Raw genomic sequence first — 23,914 nt, forward strand, 5'->3', positions numbered from 1 at the left:
GTCCGCATTTTTTTGCCGTGGTACAGCGTTCAGATCAGTCGATGCGTTCGAACATCAGGTCCCAGACGCCGTGGCCAAGTTTTTCGCCACGGTTCTGAAACTTGGTAACCGGACGAAAATCCGGCTGCGGCGAGAACTCGCCTGCGCCGGCACTGTTGCGGTAACCCTCGGCCGCCGACATGACGTCCATCATGTGCTCGGCGTAATTTTCCCAGTCCGTGGCCATGTGGAAAACACCGCCGACTTTCAGCTTGTTACGCACGCTCTGGGCAAAGGCGGCCTGAACGATACGGCGCTTGTTGTGCTTTTTCTTGTGCCAGGGGTCCGGGAAGAACAGCTGCAGGCAATCCAGACTGCCATCGGGGATGCACTGGGCCAGCACTTCAACGGCATCTTCGGCATAGACTCGGATGTTCGTCAGCCCCTCGGTGCGGGCATTGTTCAGCAAACGGCCCACCCCGGGACGATGCACCTCGATGCCGATGTAATTTTTCTCCGGCATCTGGCGCGCCATCTGCAACAGCGAATCCCCCATGCCAAAGCCGATTTCCAGCACCAGCGGCGCTTCGCGTCCAAACACCGCGGCGGGGTCAATCATGCCGCCGGCGATGTCCAGCCCCATCTCGGGCCAGGCCTCGTCCAGTCCACGCTGCTGGCCTTCGGTCATCCGCCCTGCGCGCAGGACAAAGCTGCGCACGGCGCGCATCGGTTTCTGATCTTCAGTCATTCTCGGCTTACTTAGGTTAGCGGGTTACAGATTTTGCGTGACGGCGGGCGCCCGGCATGCCGGGCACCCGCGGCTGCATCAGATCATGCCGTCCATGGGGGAAGACGCGCTGGCGTACTTCTTGCGCGGCATGCGACCGGCCAGGTATGCCTCGCGTCCGGCTTCGATGGCCTTGCGCATGGCCGAAGCCATCAGCAGGGGGTCACGGGCGGCGGCAATGGCGGTGTTCATCAGTACACCCTCGCAGCCCATTTCCATCGCCAGGGCGGCATCGGAGGCGGTACCGACACCGGCATCCACCAGGATCGGCACATTGGCCGCTTCCATGATCAGGCGAATGTTGTGCGGGTTGAGAATACCCAGGCCAGAGCCGATCAGGGAGCCCAGCGGCATGACGGCGACACAGCCCATGTCTTCGAGCTGCTTGGCAACGATGGGGTCGTCATTGGTGTACACCATGACCTTGAAGCCATCCTTGACCAGCATCTCCGCCCCCTTGAGGGTCTCGACGATATTGGGGTACAGGGTTTTCTGATCCCCCAGCACTTCGAGCTTTACCAGGTCGTGACCATCCATCAGCTCACGGGCCAGCTTGCAGGTACGCACGGCGTCTTCGGCGGTGTAGCAACCGGCCGTGTTGGGCAGGATGGTGTACTTGTTCGGCGACACTACGTCCAGCAGGTTGGGCTCATCGCGGTTCTGGCCAATGTTGGTGCGTCGTACCGCAACCGTGACAATCTGCGCGCCGCTGGCTTCGATTGCCAGGCGGGTTTCTTCCAGGTCCCGGTATTTTCCGGTGCCTACCAGCAGCCTGGAACTGTATTCTTTGCCCGCGATAATCAGCGGGTCATGGCGTAATTGCTCTGACATTCCGTCTCCACCGTTCTGAGTGTATTGAGTCATTTTCGCAGCGAGAATCAGCCGCCACCAATCGCCTGCACGATCTCGACCTGGTCGCCATCGCTCAGGCGCAGCGTACCGTGCTGGCTACGCGGAACGATTTCCATATTGACCTCGGCGGCAAAACGCTTCTCGCCCAGGCCCAGCTGCTCAACCAGGTCCGCAAGGCTGCTCTCGTCGCCCAGCTCCATGGTGTCACCGTTTAGCACTATTCGCATTGATCCAATTCCGAACTTTCTTTCGGCCAACCCCGGCTCGCCGCCGGCCGAAACTAGGGTTTTAAGACGCTGAACCGGCTCGCCGCCAGCCCCATAAAGAGCCAGCCGGCCAGCAAGGCAAGGCCGCCCAGCGGTGTCACCGCACCCAGCCAGCGCATGCCGCTGAGCGCCAGGATATAGAGACTGCCACAAAACAGCAGGATGCCTGCGCCAAAGCAGATGCCCCCCAGGCGTAGCCAGCGCGAGGGCTGATGCAAGCTCAGCAGCACCACCGCCAGCCAGGCCAGGCTGTGGTAAAACTGGTAGCTGACGGCGGTCTGAAATACATCGAGCATGTCAGGCGTCAGACGACCGCGCAGGCCGTGACTGCCGAAAGCCCCCAGTGCCACGGCACTGAAGCCGCTCAGCGCCACCAGGCGCAGGCTGATCGCCGTACTCATCCACTACCTCGCAAAATGACGCGTATTATACCCCAGTCGCACGACAGCGGGGCAGCGTGATCCCCCAAACACGACAAAGCCGCCCGCAGGCGGCCTTGTCGGCTGTCAAAAGCAGTGCCTGCGTGCAGGTCAGGCCTGCAGCAGTGCGCCCTTGATCTTCTTCATGGCGTTCTTCTCGAGCTGACGAATACGCTCGGCGGACACCTGGTACTTGGCGGCCAGTTCGTGCAGCGTGGCCTTCTCGTCCATCAGCCAGCGCTGAGCCAGAATATCCTGGCTGCGCTCGTCCAGCTGCTTCATCGCATCCAGCAGATTGGCCTGGGAGTTTTCTTCCCAGTCGGAGTTTTCAATCTGCAGCGCGGGGTCGGCCTGATGGTCTTCAAGAAAGCTGGCAGGTGCCAGGTAGGCACGGTCTTCATCTTCATCCGCCGGGGCATCGAAGGCGGTATCGCTGGAGGCCAGGCGACCTTCCATCTGCCGTACCACCGCTGAATCCACACCCAGGTCTTCGGCAATGGCATCGACTTCGGCGTTGTTCATCCAGCCCAGGCGCTTTTTCTGCGACCGCAGGTTGAAGAACAGCTTGCGCTGCGCCTTGGTGGTCGCCACCTTGACGATACGCCAGTTGCGCAGAATGAATTCGTGCATCTCAGCCTTGATCCAGTGCACCGCAAAGGATACCAGGCGAACCCCCATGCTGGGGTCGAAGCGTTTGACGGCCTTCATCAGGCCGACGTTGCCCTCCTGCACCAGGTCACCGAGCTGCAGCCCGTAACCGGAGTAGGACTTGGCGATGTGCACCACGAAGCGCAGGTGCGACATGACCAGACGGCGTGCCGCCTCAAGGTCATTTTGATAAAACAGGCGCTCTGCCAGTTCGCGTTCTTCCTCGGCCGTCAACACGGCGATCGCACTGACCGAACGCATGTAGGCTTCCAGGTTGCAACCTGGAGAAAGAATGTCGACGACTTGCAAGCTCTTGCCCATACAGTGTTACCTCAGTATTACTTTCAGCTTGTCTATCCTGAATCCGCTAATATGACCGACCGCCGGAAACGAAGTTCCCGGGGTCACGACAAGCCAGAATTGCCTGCGGACCGGTAAAAATAACGGGATCCAGCCTAAACCGCAAGTGTGACGCTTTCATGTCGTGCCCACTGGCACTGAGCGGGTTTCAACTGGGCTCAATTTCCCGCAGGTGATGTCCCACCGCCAGCCAGGCGCCGAGCCAGCCCAGCAGCAGGCTGGTCAGCAACAGTATCAGGCTGCCGCTCCAGCCCAGCCCGGTGGGCTCGAAATCATTCAGATAGAGCCGCGCCAGCTCGTTCACCGGCTCCTTCAGCGTCAGCAGGCTGAACTGAATCAGGCACCAGGCCAGCGCCGCACCCAGCAAACCATACCAGGCGCCGCTATAAAGGAAGGGCCGGCGCACCCAGGCATCCGTACCGCCCACCAGCTTGGCAACGATGATCTCGTCGCGCCGGCTTTCAATCGACAGCCGTATGGTATTGCCCACCACCAGCAGCACCGCCAGCGCCAGCAGCAACCCCAGCACCAGCACCGCACGCTTGATCAGTTGCACAAAGGCGCCAAGGCGCTGCAGCCACTCCAGGTCCAGGGAAGCCTCGTCGACCTCATCCAGTGCCTGCAGCTTTGCCTTGAGTACGGGCAGGGCCGCCAGGCTGCGATCCAGCGGCTGCACGGTAATCACCGCCGGTAGCGGGTTCTCATCCAGCAGGTCGACGATATTGCCAAAGCGTGACAGCTCGCGGAATTCGAGCAGCCCCTGTTCACGGCTGATCATGTCCACCGCCGCCAGGTCATCGCGCAACAGTAACTCACGACTGAAACGATCGGCCGCGGCATCATCCAGCGCCGGACTCAGATACAGGCTGATGCGGGGCTCGTGATCCCAGCCCTCACTAAGCTGCTGCACGTTCTTCAGGCCCGTCAGCAAGAAACCGGGCAATGCCAGGGCGATGGCCAGCACCGCCAGCGTGATAAGCGTCGGCAGGGGCGTGGCAAACAACCGGTTCCAGCTCTCGCGTGCCACCTGCACATGGTGCCGGCGCCAGTTGCGATTGCGGCTGCGCCGGTCGATGCGGTCCTGCTGTGCCCCGCGCCGCGGCGCGGTTTTTTCATCCACGGCCATCGGCGATCAACCTCCCGTTGCGCAGCACCAGGGTACGGTGGCGCATGCGCTCAATCAGTGACAGGTCATGGCTGGCAATCAGCACCGTGGTGCCCACGCGATTGAATTGCTGAAAAAGCTTCATGATTTCTTCGGACAGCTCGGGATCGAGGTTACCGGTGGGCTCGTCCGCCAGTAAAACCCGGGGCTTGTGCACGATGGCCCGGGCGATACCGACACGCTGCTGTTCGCCACTGGACAGACTGATGGGGCTCTGGTTTTCCTTTTCCAGCAGGCCCACCTTGTTCAGCGCCGCCCGTACGCGCCGCGCCGCATCCTCCGGCTCGTAGCCACAGATCTGCAACGGCAGTGCGATATTCTCGAACACGGTGCGATCGAACAGCAGGTGGTGATTCTGAAACACCACGCCAATGCGCCGACGATGATAGGGCAGCTCGTGCCGGCCCAGCTGCGCCAGGCTTTGCTCGCCGACGACAACCTGCCCCTGGGAGGGGCGCTCCATCAGCATGATCATGCGCAGCAGCGTGCTTTTCCCCGCCCCCGAGTGGCCGGTCAGAAACGCCATTTCGCCTTCACGCAAGGTAAAGGACACATTGCTCAGGGCCTCTTGGCCGCTGAGGTAACGCTTGCTGACGTTCTCGAAACTGATCAATGCCATGCCGTTATCCGCACTCGCCCGAACGCGTGAAATATAAACCCGGTAACACTTCCACCCTCACGCCTGTGCCGCAGGCGTCAGTCAAACAGGGCCTTGACGAACTCATCGGCACTGAATGGGCGCAGATCGTCCACCTGCTCGCCCACACCGATATAGCGAATCGGCAGTTCCAGCTGCTTGGCAATGGCAAAGATGATGCCGCCCTTGGCGGTGCCGTCGAGCTTGGTCAGGGTAATGCCGGTCACACCCACCGCGTCCTTGAAGGTACGTGCCTGGCTCATGGCATTCTGGCCGGTGCCCGCATCCAGCACCAGCATCACCTCGTGAGGGGCTTCCATATCCAGTTTTTGCATCACGCGTACCACCTTCTGCAGCTCCTGCATCAGGTGATCCTTGTTCTGCAGGCGTCCGGCGGTATCGGCAATCAGCACGTCAACATTACGCGCCTTGGCCGATTGCAGCGCATCAAACAGCACCGAGGCCGAATCCGCCCCCGTATGCTGCGCCACCACCGGCACCTGGTTGCGCTCACCCCAGACCTGCAACTGCTCTACAGCCGCGGCACGGAAGGTATCTCCGGCGGCCAGCATGACGGAACGGCCCTCAGCCTGAAAACGCTTGGCCAGCTTGCCGATGGTGGTGGTCTTGCCGACACCGTTGACACCCACCATGAGGATCACATAGGGCTGCTTGCCGGCTGCGTCAATCTGCAACGGCTGCTCGGCCTGCTGCAGCAGCGCCGCCAGTTCCTGCTGCAATGCCTGCTGCAGCGCCTGGGCATCGGCCAGCTGGTTGCGCGCCACCTTGTCGGTAAGCCTGCTGATGATCTCGGCGGTCGCCTCCACCCCCACATCGGCAGTCAGCAGCAGGGTTTCGATGTCTTCCAGCAACTCATCGTCGATTTCCTTGGCGCCCAGAAACAGGTTGCCAAGCTGGGTCGACAAGTTGGCCTTGGTACGGCTCAAACCCGCCTTGATGCGGGCAAACATGCCCTGTTTTTTCTCCGGCGTCGCTTCAGGCGCCGGCGTCAGCACAGCCGGAGCGGGCTCAGGCTCAGGCTCAGGCTCAGGCTCGATAATGTCGGTAACCTCAGGCTCCACCACCGCAGCCTGTGCAACTTCAGCGGCAGGCTCGATCGGCTCGTCGGCAATTATCTCTTCGCTCAGGTCGGCCCCAGGTGCCGCCTCTGCAGTAACATCCGCCTCTGCCGCCTCTGCCGGCACAGTCTCGGCAACCTCGGCCGCCTCCGGCTGAGCCGACTCGTGCGACGGCTCAGCCTCATCCACTTCGACAGCAGCAGGCGCCTTGTTCTTGTCGCCGGACTTGTCGAACAGGGATTTGAATTTTTTGAACATCAACTGTCCTCAGATCTGCTAACAACGGGCATCAATCACCGCGTTTCCGGGCTTAAACAAGCCTCAGGAACGGTCATCGCCCCGGATGTAAAAATATATTGCGAGCATCACCACCGTAAACACGGCACCACCCGTATAGGTGACGATCGAGTAATCCCACCCGTTCTCCACCAGCCACCTGAACAATGCTTCCATTGGAGTGCTCCAAGCCCGCTAAAGGCTTAACTTTCAAGCGCGATATCTTATCATAGGCACCACGCAAGTAATTAAGCCCCACGCATATGGACTGACCTTAATGTCAGGTGCCGGCCGCTTGCCGTTCAACCTGCGCACTTTCGCCGCCGGAATCCCATACGGAACCCCGCTGTCATGGCCAACGAGCACAAGCCCCTGTTCAACCCGCTTTACCTCAAGCTACTGATCATGATCCTGCCGGTGCTCATCATCGTGCTGGCATCCGTGGGGCCCGAAGCCGGCCAGTACCCGAGCATCCACCAGAGCCCGGCACGGCAACTCTACTGGATCGAACAGCCCCAAAGCGCCGACAACGAGCTTCGCCTGCTGCTGCCCGCGCCCCTGGCGCTGGAACCGCAACAGCGCATCCTGCAGCAGACAGTGGCGGCGCTGCTGCAAGAGCGCCTGCAACAGCCCGCCCTGCAACCCTTGCTGGCACCGGTGCAGGAAGCCCGAGTCAGCGCGCTGGCAGGCCACCTGCAGATCCAGCTACGCTGGCCCGCCGGGCTGCCTGCCCCGGCGCTCCATTCAGCCCTGCAGGCACTGCAGCAGTTACCTGAACCCGACCAGGTTCACAGCACCCTGGCGCGCATCCGCGCCCAGGCCTACCTCGAGGGTCAGGACCCGGCGCAGCGGCTGCTCAGCCGCCTGCTGCTGCAGTTGCAACCCGGCGCGAGCAGCCCGGTATCCTCCGCCTCGGTTTTGCAGCAGTACCACCAGCTTGTGACACAACCACCCATACTGAGCCTGGCCGGACCCGACGCGACCGGGCTGGCAGAGCAGCTGAACGCCGCCGAGCCGGACCAGGCCGACGCCGCAACGGTCGCGGTTCAGAGCCTTCCACAGAGCGGGTCGCACCTTGGCGGCCAGACCCTGGCGACACCATCGGCACGACTGCACCTGAGTGATGCCCGCCTGCCGTCCATGTACCTTCTGGGTGCCCCGACGCCTGGGCGCAAGGCGGATGACTATGCGACCGAGCTGCTGGCCATCAGCAGCCTGCAGCAAGTGCTGGACAGGCGCCCAGCCTCGGCTGGGGGCTATCGGCTGGTATGGCAGCAGTCCCGCGACAGCGGCTACCGGGCCCTGATTCTGGATGGCCAGCCGGCCCGGCTGCCGGAGGTAGACGGCACGCTGATAGAAACAACGCGTGAACAGTTGCTGCTGGGCTGGCGTGGGCGCCTGCAGACAGTGGAAGGCCAGCGTGACCAGCTCGCCAGCCTGGCATTCAACGGTCTGGCCGGGCAGCCCCTGGACAGCCTGATCGAGCAGCTGCAACGCGTGCCCGGGGATGACATTGGCCCGAGAATCGAGCACTATCTCTCCCTCGAGGACCAGATTCTTATCACCCTCAACGGACAGTCGGATTGAGCAGCGACAGCGCGTCCCCGGGGATGCCACTGGCCCGAGGTCCGAGAATCGCGCGCTATCCCGCACTGTCTCGCCCCCGAAACCCAGATCCTTATCACCCTCAACGGACAGTCGGATTGAGCAGCGACAGCGTATCCCCGGGGATGGCACTGGCCCGAGAATCCCGCACTATCCCGCATTGGCTCGCCCCCGAGACCCAGATCCTTATCACCCTCAACGGACAGTCGGATTGAGCAGCTGCAGCGCGCCCCCGGGGATGGCACTGGCCCGAGGCCCGAGAATCGCGCGCTATCCCGCACTGACTCGCCCCCGAAACCCAGATTCTTGTCACCCTCAACGGACAGTCGGATTGAGCAGCGACAGCGCGTCCCCGGGGATGACACTGGCCCGAGGTCCGAGAATCGCGCGCTATCCCGCACTGTCTCGCCCCCGAAACCCAGATCCTTATCACCCTCAACGGACAGTCGGATTGAGCAGCGACAGCGCACCCCCGGGGATGACACTGGCCCGAGAATCGCGCGCTATCCCGCACTGTCTCTCCCCCGAAATCCAGATCCTTATCACCCTCAACAGACAGTCGGATTGAGCAGCGACAGCGCACCCCCGGGGATGACACTGGCCCGAGAATCGCGCGCTATCCCGCACTGTCTCTCCCCCGAAATCCAGATCCTTATCACCCTCAACAGACAGTCGGATTGAGCAGCGACAGCGCATCCCCGGGGATGACACTGGCCCGAGAATCGCGCGCTATCCCGCACTGTCTCTCCCCCGAAATCCAGATCCTTGTCACCCTCAACGGACAGTCGGATTGAGCAGCTGCAGCGCGTCTCGGGGATGACTTTAGCCCGAGAATCGCGCGCTATCCCGCACTGTCTCTCCCCCGAAACCCAGATTCCTATCACCCTCAACGGACAGTCGGATTGAGCCGCTGCAGCGCGTCCCCGGGGATGACACTGGCCCGAGAATCGCGCGCTATCCCGCACTGTCTCGCCCCCGAAACCCAGATTCTTGTCACCCTCAACGGACAGTCGGATTGAGCAGCGACAGCGCATCCCCGGGGATGACACTGGCCCGAGAATCGCGCGCTATCCCGCACTGTCTCGCCCCCGAAACCCAGATTCCTATCACCCTCAACGGACAGTCGGATTGAGCAGCTGTAGCGCGTTCATGAGGGTGACATTGGCCCGAGAATCCCGCACTATCCCGCACTGTCTCGCTCCCGAGACCCAGATTCCTATCACCCTCAACGGACAGTGAAACCGCCGCATGCCCAAACCCACCAAGACAAACCGGTCCGTGCGCGCGCCGCAAACTGACAGCGGCGAGCTGCGCATCATCGCCGGCACCTGGCGCGGACGAAAACTCAAGTTTCCCGCCCTGACGGGGCTGAGGCCCACACCCAACCGCGTGCGCGAAACGCTGTTTAACTGGGTGCAGGCTTCGGTACCGGGGGCCCGCTGCCTGGACCTGTTTGCCGGCAGCGGTGCCCTGGGGCTTGAGGCGCTGTCACGGGGTGCCGGATCAGTCACCTTTATCGATAATGCGACCCAGGCTGTGCGCCAGCTGCGCGACAACCTGCAATTGCTCAAAGCGGATAATGCCGAGGTCCAGACCGCCGCGGCCATGGACTGGCTACAGCGCCAGGTCGCGGAAGCGGACGCCAAACCCGGTTACGACCTGGTTTTTCTGGACCCGCCTTTCCACTGCGACCTGCTGCCCCAGGCATGCGAACTGCTGGAGTCCCGCGGCCTGCTGGCCGACCAGGCCCTGGTTTACATTGAATCCGAGTCTGAGCTTGGCGCCCCCGCAGTGCCGGCAAACTGGCAGCAAAAGCGCAGCAAAACCGCGGGCCAGGTCACCTACAGTCTCTATGTTCGGGACAGCGCCGCGCAGGGATAAACCGTGGCTCTATCAGTGCTCGCCTAACAGCCTGTTTAACAGGCTGTTTTAAAGCCCCCGCAGGCAGCTGCGCACCAGCAACGGCCCCTGTTCACGCAACGAGAACAGCTGCGGTGCCAGCAGCAGCGACTGTACGACGCCGAGCAGCAGACAGCAGATGGACTTGGCCATGGGCTCGAGCTGGGATTTCTTCAGCCCGATCAGCTGCTGCTTGCGGGCCTGCTTTAAAAAGTACTGGATATGGCCCACGCCCTGGTTCAGCGCATGCTGACGTTGCTCCGCCAATGCCGCCACCCCGGTACAACTTTCATTGCCGGCGTAAAACAGCCGGTAAACCCGCTGTGACTGTGGATCACCGGCTATTTCCTTCAAGAGTCCCAGCAGGTATGCCTCCAGCGCACTGAGCGCCTGCTGCCGTGACGCCTGCAGCTGCTCCAGATAGTGCCGATCAAACGGCAGCGCAACCCGCTCGAACAGGGCTGCGAGCAGGGCATCCCGGTTCTTGAAGTGCCAGTACAGAGCGCCATGGGTCACACCAGCCTGATTCGCCACATCCTTAAGCGTTGCCGTGGCAGCACCGCGCTCACTGAACACCTCCAGTGCCGCCATCAGCAGCGCCTGCCGGGTCTGTTCCGCTTCCTGTGGACTACGCCTTGCCATCTCTCATCCTGGACCTGCTACGCGAAGACCCGCCGCGGGCCTTACATGCACGGGCCAATGTATCGCTGATCGATGACATTAGAATGACAGCCACCAGAATGGCAGGGCCCGGCTAGCCAGGTCCTGCCCGTGCGCGGTAAGCGCGGAGGGGACTTAACGGGGGCTGGCGTCGTCAACGTAGTACTTGAGCTGCATGGACGCAAAACTCCCGACGCTCAGCTGCGAAGACCGGAACAGGGCATCAAATGCCTGCCCGGGCTGCACCGTACCCGGCACCTGCGCGATGAAACGCTGCACCGTGCCGGCCTGATCCTTGACCAGTACCCCCATGACCAGATTATCCAGCGCGCTCGGGCCAGTGTAACGCCAGCGCACCTGCCAGCTGTGCTGATCAATCACCGTCTCGCCAAGGGGCTGCATCTGCTGCATCAGCGCGCTGAGTACGGCCTGTTGCTGCACCTGGCGGGATTCCTCCTGCTTGACGCCCTGATGCTGCACATAGGTTCCCAGGGTCGTGCCCAGCAGGGCAGCCACGCCGCCGCCCTGACCGGCAACCATAGTATTGCTGCGTTTCTGCCAGAGCACGTTGTTCTCCAGCAGAGCCGCCGCATCCGGGTTTTCCTGCCCCTGGCGGTAATAGCCCTCGACCAGGCGCGCCGTGGCCGCTGTTTCTTCGGCCCGCAGCCGGTTCACCGGGTGCGTATGAAAGAACAGGCCGCCGGCATTGCCCTCGTCACGGTATTGCCGCGCCCAGATCCGGCTTGCAGCAGCCGGATCGAAACCGGCCAGGGCACTGTAAAGCACCGCGATACGGTCAGCTTCGCGCTCGTTTTCGTGGGTAAAGGCCGCCTGATAGCCATTGCGGGCGGCGGAATTAGAGCCCGTCAAGGTCGCCAGCGTCTGGAACCCCTGGGTCTCGAAAGCATGGTTGGCCACCGTGTGCGCCACCTCGTGGGCGATCACCGCCGCCACTTCATCGTCATCCTGCAACTGCTGCATCAGTCCCAGGTGCACCACTATATAGGTGCCACCGGTGGTGAAAGCATTGAAATCGGGCCGGTCGATCAGCACCGCCTGCCAGCGTTCGGCTTTTAGGTGACTGACGCGCTGTACCCGGTCAAACAGGCGGGTGAGGCGGGCAAACTGCACCGCATCCAGCTGTGCATTGATCTTTGCCTCGCCGCGCAGCAACTGTTCGACGGCGGCGTTGCCCTGGCGAATCTGTCCACTGCGCCCGGCGAGTGACAGGCTGCGCTCGCCGGTGACCCGGTCCTCCTCACTGACGGCACCCACCACATTGTAAATACCCGCGTCGACCGCCTGCAGGGACATGCAGCCCGACATCAGCAGCAGCGATACCGGAAGTATCAACCGGACCCCAGCCAGCATTATTTTGCGTTTCATCTGAACCTCTTCAATATACCCGCATAGAATATAAAAATATTTTTTAATAACTCAGACACATAAACACATTCCATTAATGTATTTGTACGCTCCTGCCAATTCGGCTAACATGCCGCTTTCGCGATATACTCCCGGCAGCAGCATAACCGTCAGCGAGAGCTTTATGAATACGGCTGTCTATCCCGGCACCTTTGATCCGATTACCAATGGTCATACCGACCTCGTACAACGTGCCGCGCGCATCTTTGACCGGGTCGTTGTCTCCGTGGCGGCGAGCCCGAAAAAGGCCCCCATGCTGCCGCTGGAGCAGCGGGTCGAGCTGGCAAGGGAAGTGCTTCGGCACCTGCCCAATGTTGAAGTCATTGGTTTCAACTGTCTGCTGGCTGATCTGGTGGAGCAGCAGAGCGCCAATATCATTCTGCGAGGACTGCGGGCTGTATCGGATTTCGAATACGAATTCCAGCTGGCCAACATGAATCGCAAGCTTGCACCGCAGGCTGAAAGCATGTTCCTGACCCCGGCGGAGCATCTTTCCTACATTTCCTCCACCCTGATTCGGGAAATCGCGAGTCTGGGCGGGGATGTGAGTAAATTTGTGCATCCTGCTGTCTCAATAGCCATGCAGGAAAGCCTGGGACAATAACGTTTATTATTTTACGCAGTGAGTGAGGTAGCCGACCATGGCATTGATGATCACCGACGAATGCATCAACTGTGATGTATGCGAGCCAGAATGCCCGAACGAGGCGATCACTCCGGGTGATGAAATTTATGAAATCGACCCGGGCAAGTGCACCGAGTGTGTCGGTCACTACGACACGCCCCAGTGCGTTGAAGTCTGCCCGGTCGACTGCATTCCCAAGGACCCGGATCATGTGGAAACGCAGGATCAGCTGATGATCAAGTACAGCGTCCTGACCGGCCAGTAAGCCCCGGGACGCGACGCAGCCGGCGATACTCACCGGCTCGGCACACAAAAAATCCGGAAGCCAGTACTGGCTTCCGGATTTTTTATGCCTGCTTGCGGCTCCCGATCAGAGGCATATTTTCAGGTCCCGCAGCCCGAACTCGGCATCCATGCGCTGGCCGATGACATTGTCGCCACACAGGTGATGGGCGTACTGCATATGCAGGCAGCGCACCTTGTCCCACTGCGAAATGCCGCCAATGCCATACTGCTCGAACAGGTGGGTAAAGCCCAGTTGCTCGATCTGTTCGCGATCCTGCGGGTGCATCAGCTGCCAGCGCTGTGCCACATAGCTGACATGGTTTTGCCGGAAGGCTTCGCGCAGGTCCGCGTCCTGCTGTATTTCCTGTTCGATCTGCTTCACCCAGCCCGAGGTCTCGATTTCGGCGATGGCCCGGTACAGGTCCTTCGAACACAGCCAGAACAGGGTCGGGAAGGGCCGGTTGTCCACCAGTGAGCGGATCTGCAGTACCGTGGGAATACCGTCCGCCGTCTGGTGGGCTATACCGACCAGGCCACGGGGTTCCCGCCCGATCTGACGCTTGATCATGTCCAGTTGTACTTGTGTCAGTTGCAGTGTCGTGGTCATCCCAAAAACTCGTAAGGTGCAAATTTCAAAAAACGCAGTCAGTGGCTGGCGGCCACCCCGTACCAGCTCCAGCGGTACCTGTGAGGTACCCGGGTCATCCCAGATACTCGGCCAGGGTCACGGCTTCAGCGCCACACAGTGGAATGCGTGCGGGCATGATCAGCGTGCAGTTATCAAACGGGGCCCGCAGCGGGCCCTCATCCTGGGCATACACCTCACCCCGCGCAATGCGTTCAAAACCCCGGTAGGGCTGGCTGAAACGAAACTGTTCGGTACGCGCCTCGATAACGTTCCGTATGCGATAGTGCCCGGCGCTGTGGTCGGGCTCATAGCCCCAGGGCGGTATCAGGGCATCCTGCTCCAGCAGGCCGGCACGATACAGCACCCGCCGCGTAATCGCATGTGCCTGTTGCGCGCTTTCGAGGGCAAAGTGACCACCGCACTCGGCCACCAGCCCATGACACCCCTTGCGCCCGTGCTGCATGGCATAGGAAATCAGCATGCCCGGGTGATAGTCACCGAGCTTGTAAAGCAGCTGCGGGAAGGGGAATCCCAGTGTCGCCACCAGGGCGCTGCAGTCGGGCAATTCAGGATAGATCAGCATCGGCGCCACCGGATTGCTGGTGGAATGCAGATCCAGCACCAGATCGGTCTCCAGCAGCAGTGGCCGCAAGCGGGCGGCACGGCGGCTTTCTTCGGTGTCGGGGTGTTTCAGGCGCGGCGTCTGCCAGACCCGGTTGCCGTCTTCATCGACACAGCGACTGGCATAGGGGCGCTGCGGATCAAATCGCTGGTAGGCCGCGACATTATTGAATATCAGTGTCAGGCTGCCACGCAGCGGCCGGGTGTCCTGCTCCAGCAACTCGCACAGGGCGTGGGCACCGCAGAATTCATTGCCGTGGGTCAGGCCGATGATGGTCACATCGGGGCCGCTGCGGCCGGATTCGAAGCGGTGACAGTAATCGACACCGGTATTGCCGTGACGATAGGCACTGATATCCAGCGGCAACAGATCCAGCGCGGGCTGCTCGAGCCTGGCCCCGGCAGCGGACAGGAAGGGTGATGTGTTCATAGTGACTCGCAGCTGTACTCTGCTGCTCAGTTTAGCATGGCAGCCGCCAGGGCCCCGATCGCCCGGCCACTAAACGTGACCGTACTCCTCACCCTGACCGAGCCAACGCCGGATTACCGCACTGCCAAGCCGGGCATCCTGCTGGATCTGCAGCGCCACCTCGCGCACCCCCGGCAGCAGGTCGGCATCCCGGCTCAGGTCGGCGATGCGAAACTGCATCATACCGGTCTGGCGTGTACCCAGCACTTCGCCCGGGCCACGCAGCTCCAGGTCCTTTTCGGCGATGCGAAAGCCATCGGTGGTTTCGCGCATGACGCCAAGCCGCTCGCGCCCCTGCCTGGACAGCGGCGCCTGGTACATCAGCACGCAAAAGCTGGCCTGGCTGCCGCGCCCGACCCGGCCACGCAGCTGGTGCAGCTGGGCCAGCCCCAGGCGCTCGGGATTCTCGATGATCATCAGGCTGGCGTTGGGCACATCGACACCGACCTCGATCACCGTGGTGGCCACCAGCAGGTCCAGTTCGGCGGCCTTGAACTGCGCCATGACAGCGGCCTTCTCCGGCGCTTTCATGCGCCCGTGTACCAGGCCAATGCGCAGATCCGGCAGCACCTCGCGCAGGCTCTGGCAGGTGACTTCCGCGGCCTGGCACTGCAGCGCCTCGGACTCGTCGATCAGGGTGCAGACCCAGTAGGCCTGGCGCCCCTCGGCGCAGGCCAGGCTGACGCGCTGCACCACCTCCTGGCGGCGGCTGTCGGCAATGACCACGGTATTGACCGGTGTGCGCCCGGGGGGCAGCTCGTCGATGATGGAGCAGTCCAGATCCGCGTAGGCGCTCATGGTCAGGGTGCGCGGGATCGGCGTGGCCGTCATGATCAGCTGATGCGGCGCCCGTTCACCATTGCGGCCCTTTTCCCGCAGGCTCAGGCGCTGATGCACCCCGAAGCGATGCTGCTCGTCCACCACCACCAGGCCCAGATCCGCAAACTGTACCTCGTCCTGAAACAGTGCGTGCGTGCCCACCACCAGTCGGGCACTGCCATCCTGGATGGCCGCCAGCTGTTTCTGCCGTGCCTTGCCCTTGACCTTGCCCGCCAGCCAGGCGACCTCGATCCCCAGGGGTTCGAGCCACTGGGTAAAGTTGTTGTAGTGCTGCTCGGCCAGAATTTCGGTGGGCGCCATGATCGCGGCCTGTACACCGTTTTCCACCGCCTGCAGGGCCGCCAGTGCCGCCACCAGGGTTTTTCCGGAACCCACATCACCCTGAATCAGGCGCAGCATCGGAAAGGTCTTGGCCATGTCCCGGGCGACATCGTTGCACACCCGCTGTTGCGCGCCGGTCAGTGGAAACGGCAGCGCGGCGAGAAAGGGTTTCACCAGGGCGCCACGGTAGGGCAACGCCGGCGCACCCTGTTGCTGGGCCTGCTGGCGCAGGTTAAGCAGCGTCAGGTGATGGGCCAGCAGCTCTTCGAATGCCAGCCGGCGCTGGCTGGGATGACGGCCTTCGAGCAGCAGGTCCTGGTTGGCACCCACCGGTGGCTGATGCAGGTAGCGAATGGACTCATCCAGCCCCGGCAGCTTCCATTGCCTTCGCAATGTTTCCGGCAGCAGGTCGGGCAGGGCGCCCGACTCCAGACATTGCAAAGCCAATGTCGCCAGACTGCGCAGCCGGGTCTGGTGCAGGCCTTCCGTCGCCGGGTATACCGGCGTCAGGGCAGCATCCACCGTTACCGGGCCATCGCCGTCGATTCGGCTGTACTCGGGATGCACCATTTCAAGACCGCCGGGCCCCGGGCGCACCTCACCGAAACAGCGCAGCCGCGTACCCGGCAGCAGCTGATTTTTCTGTGCGGCGCTGAAATGAAAAAAACGCAGGCTCAGGGTGCCAGTGCCATCCTGAACGCGGCACAGCAGGGCCCGACGCCGGCCCTGCGTCAGGTCAGCCACCTTGATCTCGCCGGTTACCACGCATTCATCGCCCGGGCGCAACGCGCCTATGGGCACCACGCGGGTGCGGTCCTGGTAGCGCAGCGGCAGATGGAACAGCAGGTCCTGCACGGTATGCAGCCCCAGGCGTTCCAGTTTCAGTTCCAGCGCCGCACCAACGCCCTTGAGGCGGGTGACCGGCAGGTCGGACAGCAGTTCTGTCATGCAGCGCCGTCCGCCGGCGCCAGCTGACAGCGACTTAGCGCCTCAATCAGTACATCAACGGCCTTGGGACGGGGGAAGCTGGCGCGCCAGGCGATCGCCACGGTACGCATGGGCTGGGGCATCTGGAAGGGCCGCACCACCACCAGGTCGGACTGGTAATGCCCCTGTACGGCGGACTGCGGCAGCACGCTGGTGCCAAGACCCGAAGCGACCATCATGCGGATGGTTTCCAGTGAGCTGCCTTCGGTGAGCTGGTGCCGCTGGTGCATGGCCTGGGACAGGGTCGGGCAGGCCTCCAGCACATGATCGCGGAAACAGTGGCCTTCCCCCAACATCAGCAGCTCGGTCTCATCCAGCCGCTGGCTGTCGATGGCCTCCTGGCTTGCCCAGGGATGCTTGCGCGGCAGCAACATCATGAAAGGTTCATCGTAGAGGGCGCGGGTCAGTACATCGGGCTCGTTGAACGGCAGCGCGACAATAATAGCATCGAGGTCGCCATTGCGAATCTTGCCGCGCAGCGTTTCGGTGAAATTTTCTTCGATATAGAGCGGCATCTGCGGTGCCAGTCGCTGCACTTCGGGCACCAGGTGCGGAAACAGGTAAGGCCCGATGGTATAGATCGCGCCCACCCGCAGCGGGCTGCACAGCTGGTCCTTGCCCTGCTGGGCCAGGTCCTTGATGGTATCGGCCTGCTCCAGCACCTTCTGGGCCTGCTGCACGATGCGCTCGCCCGTGGGCGTAACCCGCACCGAGTTCTTGCTGCGCTCAAACAGGGTGATACCCAGCTCGTCTTCCAGCTTCTTGACGGCGATGGACAGCGTCGGCTGGCTCACAAAACAGCGTTCCGCCGCATGGCCAAAGTGCTGTTCCCGGGCGAGGGTAACGATATAGCGCAGCTCTGTGAGCGTCATCCAAAGATTCCTTTGCTATGATGGCGGCCGGCACAACAGGGAGACAGGCCCATGCACAAGCAGCAAATTCTGATCGCAGGTTGCGGCGACGTTGGCAGCACCCTGGGGCTGGCACTGCAGGCCCAGGGCCACAATGTCTTCGGCCTGCGCCGTACTATAAACCAGCTGCCAGCCGGCCTCCAAGGAATCGCCGGGGATCTGGCCGTACCTGCCAGCCTGCAGGGCCAGCTGCCGGCCTGCGATATCCTGGTGTACAGCGCGGCGGCGAGCCAGCACGACGAGGCCGGTTATCGCAGCGCCTATGTCCAGGGGCTGCGCAACGTACTGGCGGCCCTGCCATGCCCCCCGCGCCTGCTGCTGTTTACCTCCAGCAGCGGTGTCTATCACCAGGCAGACGGCGGCTGGGTGGATGAGCAGAGCCCCACCGAACCTGGCCGTTTCAGCGGTCAGATCATGCTGCAGGCCGAAGCCCTGGCGCTGGGCAGCGGCATCGACGCCACGGTGGTGCGCTTTAGCGGCATCTATGGCCCGGGCCGCAATCACCTGATTAACCAGGTGCGCAGCGGGCTCGGCGCCCCCGCCGAGCCCGCCTACTACAGCAACCGCATTCATCGGGATGACTGCGCCGGTGTGCTGCAACACCTGATCGGCCTGCACCTGCAGGGCAGGCCTCTGGCCCCGGTCTACCTGGCCAGTGACGATACGCCCGCCACCCTGCATGACGTCAGCCAGTGGCTCGCAACAGCTCTGGGGGTGACGATTCACACTACCAAAGCGTTGCGCCGGGGCGGCAGCAAACGCTGCAGCAATAGCCTGCTACGCAGCACCGGCTATAACTTTATTTATCCGGATTTTCGCGCCGGCTACAGTGCAATACTGCAGCAACAGCAGGACCATCCGCCAACCTGAGGAGCTGTTGAAAGCGTTGGCGAGGCCGCTGGCGCAAGGCAGGCAGCCTCACCCCCCGTCTCTGTCCAGCGCCTCGATCAGGCGACAGTGCTCGGCACGGTCGCTGTCACAGCCCGACAGCCGAATCAGTTCCTGTCGCATGGCTTCAAGATCGGCGATCCTGGCCTCCACATCCCGCAGATGGACAAGGGTCAACTGGTCGGCCTCCCCGCACGGCAGCTCCGGATGATCCGCCAGCTGCAACAGGGTACGGATCGCCTCGATGCCAAAACCCAGTTCGCGGCCACGGCGGATAAAGCGCAGTCGCCGTGCCGCGGCATCGGTGTAACAGCGGTAGCCATTGGCCGCGCGCTGCGGCGCCGGCAACAGACCAATGCGCTCGTAATAGCGCACGGTTTCCAGGTTCACCCCCGAAACCGCGCTCAGTTTGCCGATGGAATACCCCTGTGCCATGACTTGACCCCGTAGCTGCTACAGGGTTTAGCATAACCGCTATAGTTGAATGAGTAACCTTAGGGATGACGTCATGGGAACACATTGTTGCGAACCACGGGAAGGGGCTGCAGCACTCAACAGTGCCGCCTACCGCCGGGTGCTCTGGATTGCATTGCTGCTGAATTTCGCCATGTTTGGCGTGGAGATCCTGGCGGGCGTGTGGGCAGGGTCGGTTTCACTGCTGGCCGATGCGCTGGATTTCCTCGGTGACGCCGCCAACTACGGCATCAGCCTCTGGGTACTGGGGCTGGGGCTGGCCGTGCGCGCCAAGGCCTCGCTTCTCAAGGCCTTCAGCATGGCGGCGTTCGGCATCTGGATACTGGGCACCGCCCTCTGGCACCTCTACCAGGGCACCCTGCCCCATGCCCCCACCATGGGGCTTGTCGGCACCCTGGCCCTGGTCACCAACCTGGGGGTAGCCTGGCTGCTGTGGGCCTACCGGGAAGGCGACAGCAATATGCGCAGCGTCTGGCTTTGCACCCGCAACGATGCCATCGGCAATGTGGCGGTACTGCTGGCGGCGCTGGGGGTGTTCGGCACCCAGACTGCCTGGCCGGATCTTGCCGTGGGCATCCTGATGGCGACACTGGCGCTGAGCAGCGCCTGGCAGATCACACGCGGCGCGCGGCAGGAACTCGCTCGCGCCTGAATGTATCCTGCACGATCAGACATGGCGCGGGCTACTTCAGGTCAAACAGGAATTCACTTTCAACGAGGCTATCGGCCTGCATCAGCTGTACCCGGGCGCGCCAGGTCATGGGGTAGGCATGGCCCGGCAGGCTCGTACTGCCACTGAAACCGCCGCCACTGGCAGGTAGCAAGGGCAACTCGTTTACGCCCATGAACATCTCTACGCCCTCGAATTCGATGCGCGCCGACTCTGCTTCCATGCCACTCACCTTGACACTGAACGTCAGCGGTTCGTAGGAGCGAAACTTGGCGCTGTCCACCGACAGCGTAACGCTCAGCCCTGCATGGCTGGCCACACAGGGTGCCTGGGCCAGGTCACAGGCAGGGGCACGCAACACCTCGCCAGGGAGCCGTACCTCACTGGCCTGGCGAGCCGACTGGTAGAATCCGGGGAACAGCAGCACCGCCCCCAGCACCAGCGCCGACAACATCACCAGCGCATACTTTTTTGTCACTGCGCCCCTGTTACGTGCTGCTGCGCTCATCTGTACCCCCTCTGAAAACTGATCGCCATGAAAATGTGCCGATACGATCAAACCGACCTCGGGATAAACGCCCTGTACGGTCAATCATCACCCCTGGAATCGGCCTTGCGCCACTCAGTACTGCCGGGTTTTGTCTTCCTGCCAGGCCTGAATTTTCGGCGACCAGTGACTCTTGATAAAGGCCAGCAAGGCCCATATCTGCTCGTCCTTGAGCTGCTCGCCAAAAGCCGGCATGTCGCTCTGGTATCCGGCCGGCGCATGGGGCGGTACCATGCCATCGCGAATAATGCCGAACAGCACCTGATCCGGATGGTGCCAGGTATGACCGCTTTCATCATGGGGCGGCGCCGGCATGCGCCCGCTGGGCAGTCGCTTCTCCCAGTTGGGCTGTCCCTGCAGCCGACCCAGGTGACAGGCAACACAGTATTGCCCGTAAAGCTGCCTGCCGGTGGCCACCTGGGCGGCGTTGTCCGGATCGGCACCGCCACCAGGCACCAGCCACTGCACCAGCAGGGCGCCAGCCAGTGCCAGCACCACCAGCATGCCAAGTAGCCGCGGCATAAAACGGGATGGGCCTGAACTCAGTGTCGCCATGGAGTCTCCCGGGCGTGCCAGCGCAGAATCTGTCTGATATTTTTCATGCCTTGACCTCGATATCGGTGAGCCCGCAACCGGTCGTATCGGCTGCGGGCATGGGGTCACACTTGCACAGGCCTATTCAACAGCAAAGACCCGAGGCATGCCGTCGGCGAGCTCATAGATTGCCAGGGGCGCTGTTTTCTGCCCCCCCATCCCCGGGGAACCCGCAGGCATGCCAGGCACGGCAATGCCACGAATCTGCGGCCGCTCCTGCAGCAGGCGGCGAATGGAGTTGGCCGGCACGTGCCCCTCAATCACATAGCCATCGATCAGCAGCGTATGGCAGCCCTCAAGTTGCCTGGGCACGCCATGCTGCTGTTTGAAGAGGGTCAGATCATCGGTCGGTATCACGTCGATTTCAAAGCCCTGCTCCGCCAGGTAATCCGCATGGCCCTGGCAGCAACCACACTGGGGGTTCTTGTACATCGTACCCTTGACAGGTTCACCAGCAGTGGCGGCGCCAGGTAACAGCAGCCCCATCACCAGCAGGAGCGGGCTCAGCAGTTTGACTGGATTAAAAAAATTCATGGGATCTTCCTCGGTCGCATTGGGTCACCCCGGACCATGTCGACAGCATGCATGGCCTTTGCGCTCATGGATGCCGACCGGCACTGGCCGGGGGGGTTGGCAAGGGGGTAACTCGTCAGTCTGCCCAGCGGCGAACTTGGGGGCTCAGGTCCCCAGGGGCGACAGCTGCAGCAGCGTCAGGGGCTGCGCAAACAGGCAGCCCGCAACACCTCAGGCAGGCAGCCGCGGAGGCTGCGGTTCGGGAGCAGGCACCAAAGAGGCATGGAAGCAGGGCAGAGGCGCCCGCAGCAGGGCACGGGGCAGATGCAGGGTCGTTGTTGTGCTGTCGAGCGTGGCGGGCACACCAAAGCAGGTGCTACCGGCACAGTCGACTCGCTGCCTGTCGCTATCGTCACAGCCGCCGCAGGTGTCCATGTCCACCATGGTGCTGGTGCTCACGGAGAGCATGTGGGCATCCATCTGTGTACGCGCCGAGCTCTGCAAAGACAGGCTCAGGATCAGGCATAGCACGGCGCAGACCGCCAGAAGGCGCTGTATAGAGAGGGTTTTCATAATGGCTGCATTAAAGCATGGGGTCTGTAGCCCGGCAAGACAGGGCCCGACAGCGGTTTGGAACGCGCTCGTACATCGCAGGGGATCAGGAGCTGAACTGGCGGTAAAAGTCGTTAAAACACGACAAAACATTGCCTTGGGAAGGGTATCGCCTTATTCTATCGGGTTTTTCCGCCGCCGCGTTCTGTCTGTACTGCAATGGAACCCGGTGCGCGTGGTACCGGTGAGCCTTTTGGTATCGCTTTCCCGTTCGTCCGACGCGTTTTCGGGCAACCTGCACAGGGTTGCGGGGTATCACGCCTTGCCAACATTCCGTTTCGATTTTGCTTACAGGACAATGAGATGAGTGTAAAAGTCGCCATTGTGATGGGTTCGCGTTCCGACTGGCCCACCATGAAAGAGGCTGCCGACATTCTGGATACCCTCGGTGTGTCCTACCATGCCGAGGTGGTTTCCGCCCACCGCACACCGGACAAGATGTTCAGCTTCGCCGAAACCGCCGCCGAGCGCGGTTATGAAGTGATTATCGCCGGTGCCGGCGGTGCCGCCCACCTGCCGGGCATGATCAGCAGCAAGACGCTGGTACCGGTGCTGGGCGTACCGGTGCAGAGCAAGGCCCTGAGCGGCATGGACAGCCTCTACTCCATCGTGCAGATGCCCCGTGGCGTGACCGTCGGCACCCTGGCGATCGGCGGTGCCGGTGCCTTCAATGCCGGCCTCATGGCCATCCAGATGCTGGCGCTGCATGATCCTGCGCTGCGCGAGCGCCTGCAGCAGTGGCGCAAGGCCCAGTCCCAGACGGTGCTGGACAACCCGGACCCCAGGAGCTGAATGATGCTGCCACGTATCGCCATTATCGGAAACGGCCAGCTGGGTCGCATGCTCAGGCAGGCAGGTGCCCCCATGGGTATCGAAGTACTGCCCTGTGATCCGAACCTCGATGCGCCGATTGAGCTCAAGCCCGACGATGTGATTACCGTTGAACAGGAGCTCTGGCCCGATACAGCGCGCACTCGCCAGTTGACGGCACATCCTGGCTTCGTCAATGCTCGCGCCACCCAGGTCATCCGTGATCGGCTGAGCGAGAAGAGCCTGCTGGACCATCTCAAGGTCGGTACTGCCCCCTGGTGCAACGTCACGCCGGACCATACCACCGAACACCTGGCCCTGGTGGGCGACAAGCTGGTGATCAAGCGCCGCCAAGGCGGTTACGATGGACGTGGCCAGTGGCGCTGGCAGCAGGGCGAACCGGCGCTGGACGAATGGCTGGGCGAGTGCATCGCCGAAAAAATGATTCCGTTCGACGAAGAGGTGTCGCTGGTGGGTGCCCGCGGGCACGACGGTAAATGCGTCTTCTACCCGCTGACCCTCAACCTGCATCAGCAGGGCATCCTGCACGCCAGCGTCGGCGGGCTCAAGCGCCTGCAGTCGCTGCAGGCGACTGCAGAAGAATGGCTGACCCGCATCATGGTAGAACTCGACTATGTCGGTGTCATGGCCATGGAATGCTTCGTCGTCGACGGTACCCTGCTGGTGAACGAACTGGCACCTCGGGTGCACAATAGCGGCCACTGGACCCAGGCCGGTGCCAACCCCAGCCAGTTCCAGCTGCACCTGCGCGCCGTGGCCGATCTGCCGCTGTTCACCCCCGCCGTTGATGGCCTTAGCGTGATGTGGAATCTGCTGGGGCGCGACTGGTCCACCGACTGGCTGTCGGTGCCGGGCTGCGACGTGCACTGGTACGAGAAGGAAATTCGCCCGGGCCGCAAGGTCGGCCACGTCAACCTGCACCGGGCCTCGGTCGACGACCTGCAGACCAGCATCAACCAGCTGGCCACACTGCTGCCCGAGGACGACCGCAGCCCGCTGCTCTGGGCGCTGCAGGAAATCCAGGCCGACAGCCGCGCCTGA

28 protein-coding genes are annotated in these 23,914 nt (G+C 62.3%); 8 read left to right on the forward strand and 20 right to left on the reverse strand.

Annotated elements, in window-relative coordinates; genetic code table 11:
* Positions 1-34: 34 nt before the first annotated feature.
* From trmB to KDW95_RS15775, 9 genes are all read right to left on the reverse strand, one after another.
* Positions 35-727 carry a tRNA (guanosine(46)-N7)-methyltransferase TrmB gene (gene trmB / locus KDW95_RS15735; RefSeq protein WP_255852768.1) on the reverse strand — a complete coding sequence of 231 codons (693 nt, stop codon included), beginning with the start codon at positions 725-727 and terminating at the stop codon, positions 35-37.
* 78 nt (positions 728-805) lie between these two features.
* Positions 806-1,597 (reverse strand): thiazole synthase, encoded by a 792-nt coding sequence (locus KDW95_RS15740; RefSeq protein ID WP_255852769.1) that lies wholly within the window; start codon positions 1,595-1,597, stop codon positions 806-808.
* A gap of 47 nt (positions 1,598-1,644) precedes the next feature.
* Positions 1,645-1,845: a sulfur carrier protein ThiS gene (gene thiS, locus KDW95_RS15745; RefSeq protein ID WP_255852770.1), complete on the reverse strand. Its 201-nt coding sequence runs from the start codon at positions 1,843-1,845 to the stop codon at positions 1,645-1,647.
* 53 nt (positions 1,846-1,898) lie between these two features.
* Positions 1,899-2,285, reverse strand: coding sequence for a DUF423 domain-containing protein (locus tag KDW95_RS15750; protein ID WP_255852771.1), 387 nt, complete (start codon positions 2,283-2,285; stop codon positions 1,899-1,901).
* 129 nt (positions 2,286-2,414) lie between these two features.
* Positions 2,415-3,272, reverse strand: a complete 858-nt coding sequence (gene rpoH / locus KDW95_RS15755; protein WP_255852772.1) for an RNA polymerase sigma factor RpoH — start codon at positions 3,270-3,272, stop codon at positions 2,415-2,417.
* A 187-nt stretch (positions 3,273-3,459) separates the two neighbouring features.
* Positions 3,460-4,437, reverse strand: a complete 978-nt coding sequence (gene ftsX, locus KDW95_RS15760; protein ID WP_255852773.1) for a permease-like cell division protein FtsX — start codon at positions 4,435-4,437, stop codon at positions 3,460-3,462.
* Positions 4,424-5,095, reverse strand: coding sequence for a cell division ATP-binding protein FtsE (gene ftsE / locus KDW95_RS15765; RefSeq protein ID WP_255852774.1), 672 nt, complete (start codon positions 5,093-5,095; stop codon positions 4,424-4,426). The genes ftsX and ftsE overlap by 14 nt, the downstream gene beginning before the upstream one ends.
* A gap of 77 nt (positions 5,096-5,172) precedes the next feature.
* A complete protein-coding gene (ftsY, locus tag KDW95_RS15770; RefSeq protein ID WP_255852775.1) occupies positions 5,173-6,450 on the reverse strand; it encodes a signal recognition particle-docking protein FtsY in 1,278 nt (425 codons plus the stop codon).
* Positions 6,451-6,513: 63 nt separating this feature from the next.
* On the reverse strand, positions 6,514-6,645 hold the full coding sequence (locus KDW95_RS15775; RefSeq protein WP_255852776.1) for a hypothetical protein: 132 nt from the start codon (positions 6,643-6,645) through the stop codon (positions 6,514-6,516).
* Positions 6,646-6,819: 174 nt separating this feature from the next.
* On the opposite strand from KDW95_RS15775, the gene KDW95_RS15780 reads away from it, so the two are divergent.
* Positions 6,820-8,055: a hypothetical protein gene (locus KDW95_RS15780; protein WP_255852777.1), complete on the forward strand. Its 1,236-nt coding sequence runs from the start codon at positions 6,820-6,822 to the stop codon at positions 8,053-8,055.
* 1,266 nt (positions 8,056-9,321) lie between these two features.
* A complete protein-coding gene (gene rsmD / locus KDW95_RS15785) occupies positions 9,322-9,954 on the forward strand; it encodes a 16S rRNA (guanine(966)-N(2))-methyltransferase RsmD (RefSeq protein WP_255852778.1) in 633 nt (210 codons plus the stop codon).
* A gap of 48 nt (positions 9,955-10,002) precedes the next feature.
* Here rsmD and KDW95_RS15790 read toward each other — a convergent pair whose 3' ends face one another.
* Together KDW95_RS15790 and KDW95_RS15795 are read right to left on the reverse strand one after the other, a co-directional pair.
* A complete protein-coding gene (locus tag KDW95_RS15790; RefSeq protein WP_255852779.1) occupies positions 10,003-10,614 on the reverse strand; it encodes a TetR family transcriptional regulator in 612 nt (203 codons plus the stop codon).
* Positions 10,615-10,767: 153 nt separating this feature from the next.
* On the reverse strand, positions 10,768-12,018 hold the full coding sequence (locus KDW95_RS15795; protein WP_255852780.1) for a M48 family metallopeptidase: 1,251 nt from the start codon (positions 12,016-12,018) through the stop codon (positions 10,768-10,770).
* Between the two features lie 163 nt (positions 12,019-12,181).
* Here KDW95_RS15795 and coaD point away from each other — a divergent pair, with 163 nt between their 5' ends.
* Together coaD and KDW95_RS15805 are read left to right on the forward strand one after the other, a co-directional pair.
* On the forward strand, positions 12,182-12,661 hold the full coding sequence (gene coaD / locus KDW95_RS15800; protein ID WP_255852781.1) for a pantetheine-phosphate adenylyltransferase: 480 nt from the start codon (positions 12,182-12,184) through the stop codon (positions 12,659-12,661).
* A 37-nt stretch (positions 12,662-12,698) separates the two neighbouring features.
* On the forward strand, positions 12,699-12,947 hold the full coding sequence (locus KDW95_RS15805) for a YfhL family 4Fe-4S dicluster ferredoxin (protein WP_067288995.1): 249 nt from the start codon (positions 12,699-12,701) through the stop codon (positions 12,945-12,947).
* A 105-nt stretch (positions 12,948-13,052) separates the two neighbouring features.
* On the opposite strand, the gene KDW95_RS15810 is transcribed toward KDW95_RS15805, so the two are convergent.
* The 4 genes from KDW95_RS15810 to KDW95_RS15825 all read right to left on the reverse strand — a co-directional run bounded on the left by KDW95_RS15810 (position 13,053) and on the right by KDW95_RS15825 (position 17,705).
* Positions 13,053-13,574: a DUF501 domain-containing protein gene (locus KDW95_RS15810; protein WP_255852782.1), complete on the reverse strand. Its 522-nt coding sequence runs from the start codon at positions 13,572-13,574 to the stop codon at positions 13,053-13,055.
* Between the two features lie 94 nt (positions 13,575-13,668).
* Positions 13,669-14,646, reverse strand: coding sequence for a succinylglutamate desuccinylase/aspartoacylase domain-containing protein (locus KDW95_RS15815; protein WP_255852783.1), 978 nt, complete (start codon positions 14,644-14,646; stop codon positions 13,669-13,671).
* A 69-nt stretch (positions 14,647-14,715) separates the two neighbouring features.
* The gene (gene recG, locus KDW95_RS15820) at positions 14,716-16,794 is read right to left on the reverse strand and encodes an ATP-dependent DNA helicase RecG (RefSeq protein WP_255852784.1); all 2,079 of its coding nucleotides are present in this window, start codon (positions 16,792-16,794) and stop codon (positions 14,716-14,718) included.
* Positions 16,791-17,705, reverse strand: a complete 915-nt coding sequence (locus KDW95_RS15825; RefSeq protein WP_255852785.1) for a hydrogen peroxide-inducible genes activator — start codon at positions 17,703-17,705, stop codon at positions 16,791-16,793. The genes recG and KDW95_RS15825 overlap by 4 nt, the downstream gene beginning before the upstream one ends.
* 51 nt (positions 17,706-17,756) lie before the next feature.
* On the opposite strand from KDW95_RS15825, the gene KDW95_RS15830 reads away from it, so the two are divergent.
* Positions 17,757-18,614, forward strand: coding sequence for an SDR family oxidoreductase (locus KDW95_RS15830; RefSeq protein ID WP_255852786.1), 858 nt, complete (start codon positions 17,757-17,759; stop codon positions 18,612-18,614).
* A gap of 48 nt (positions 18,615-18,662) precedes the next feature.
* Here KDW95_RS15830 and KDW95_RS15835 read toward each other — a convergent pair whose 3' ends face one another.
* Complete coding sequence (locus KDW95_RS15835) at positions 18,663-19,067, reverse strand: MerR family DNA-binding protein (protein ID WP_255852787.1); 405 nt, start codon at positions 19,065-19,067, stop codon at positions 18,663-18,665.
* A gap of 73 nt (positions 19,068-19,140) precedes the next feature.
* On the opposite strand from KDW95_RS15835, the gene KDW95_RS15840 reads away from it, so the two are divergent.
* The gene (locus KDW95_RS15840) at positions 19,141-19,758 is read left to right on the forward strand and encodes a cation transporter (RefSeq protein ID WP_255852788.1); all 618 of its coding nucleotides are present in this window, start codon (positions 19,141-19,143) and stop codon (positions 19,756-19,758) included.
* 31 nt (positions 19,759-19,789) lie between these two features.
* On the opposite strand, the gene KDW95_RS15845 is transcribed toward KDW95_RS15840, so the two are convergent.
* The 4 genes from KDW95_RS15845 to KDW95_RS15860 all read right to left on the reverse strand — a co-directional run bounded on the left by KDW95_RS15845 (position 19,790) and on the right by KDW95_RS15860 (position 22,003).
* Entirely contained in the window at positions 19,790-20,284 is a 495-nt protein-coding gene (locus KDW95_RS15845) for a hypothetical protein (protein ID WP_255852789.1), read from the reverse strand.
* A gap of 114 nt (positions 20,285-20,398) precedes the next feature.
* Complete coding sequence (locus KDW95_RS15850; RefSeq protein WP_255852790.1) at positions 20,399-20,878, reverse strand: c-type cytochrome; 480 nt, start codon at positions 20,876-20,878, stop codon at positions 20,399-20,401.
* A 120-nt stretch (positions 20,879-20,998) separates the two neighbouring features.
* Positions 20,999-21,451: a DUF411 domain-containing protein gene (locus tag KDW95_RS15855; protein WP_255852791.1), complete on the reverse strand. Its 453-nt coding sequence runs from the start codon at positions 21,449-21,451 to the stop codon at positions 20,999-21,001.
* 210 nt (positions 21,452-21,661) lie between these two features.
* Positions 21,662-22,003 carry a hypothetical protein gene (locus KDW95_RS15860; RefSeq protein ID WP_255852792.1) on the reverse strand — a complete coding sequence of 114 codons (342 nt, stop codon included), beginning with the start codon at positions 22,001-22,003 and terminating at the stop codon, positions 21,662-21,664.
* A 342-nt stretch (positions 22,004-22,345) separates the two neighbouring features.
* On the opposite strand from KDW95_RS15860, the gene purE reads away from it, so the two are divergent.
* The gene (purE, locus tag KDW95_RS15865; protein WP_255852793.1) at positions 22,346-22,834 is read left to right on the forward strand and encodes a 5-(carboxyamino)imidazole ribonucleotide mutase; all 489 of its coding nucleotides are present in this window, start codon (positions 22,346-22,348) and stop codon (positions 22,832-22,834) included.
* A complete protein-coding gene (purK, locus tag KDW95_RS15870) occupies positions 22,835-23,914 on the forward strand; it encodes a 5-(carboxyamino)imidazole ribonucleotide synthase (RefSeq protein ID WP_255852794.1) in 1,080 nt (359 codons plus the stop codon).

This window comes from Marinobacterium rhizophilum (assembly GCF_024397915.1).
Classification (GTDB): domain Bacteria; phylum Pseudomonadota; class Gammaproteobacteria; order Pseudomonadales; family Balneatricaceae; genus Marinobacterium_A; species Marinobacterium_A rhizophilum_A.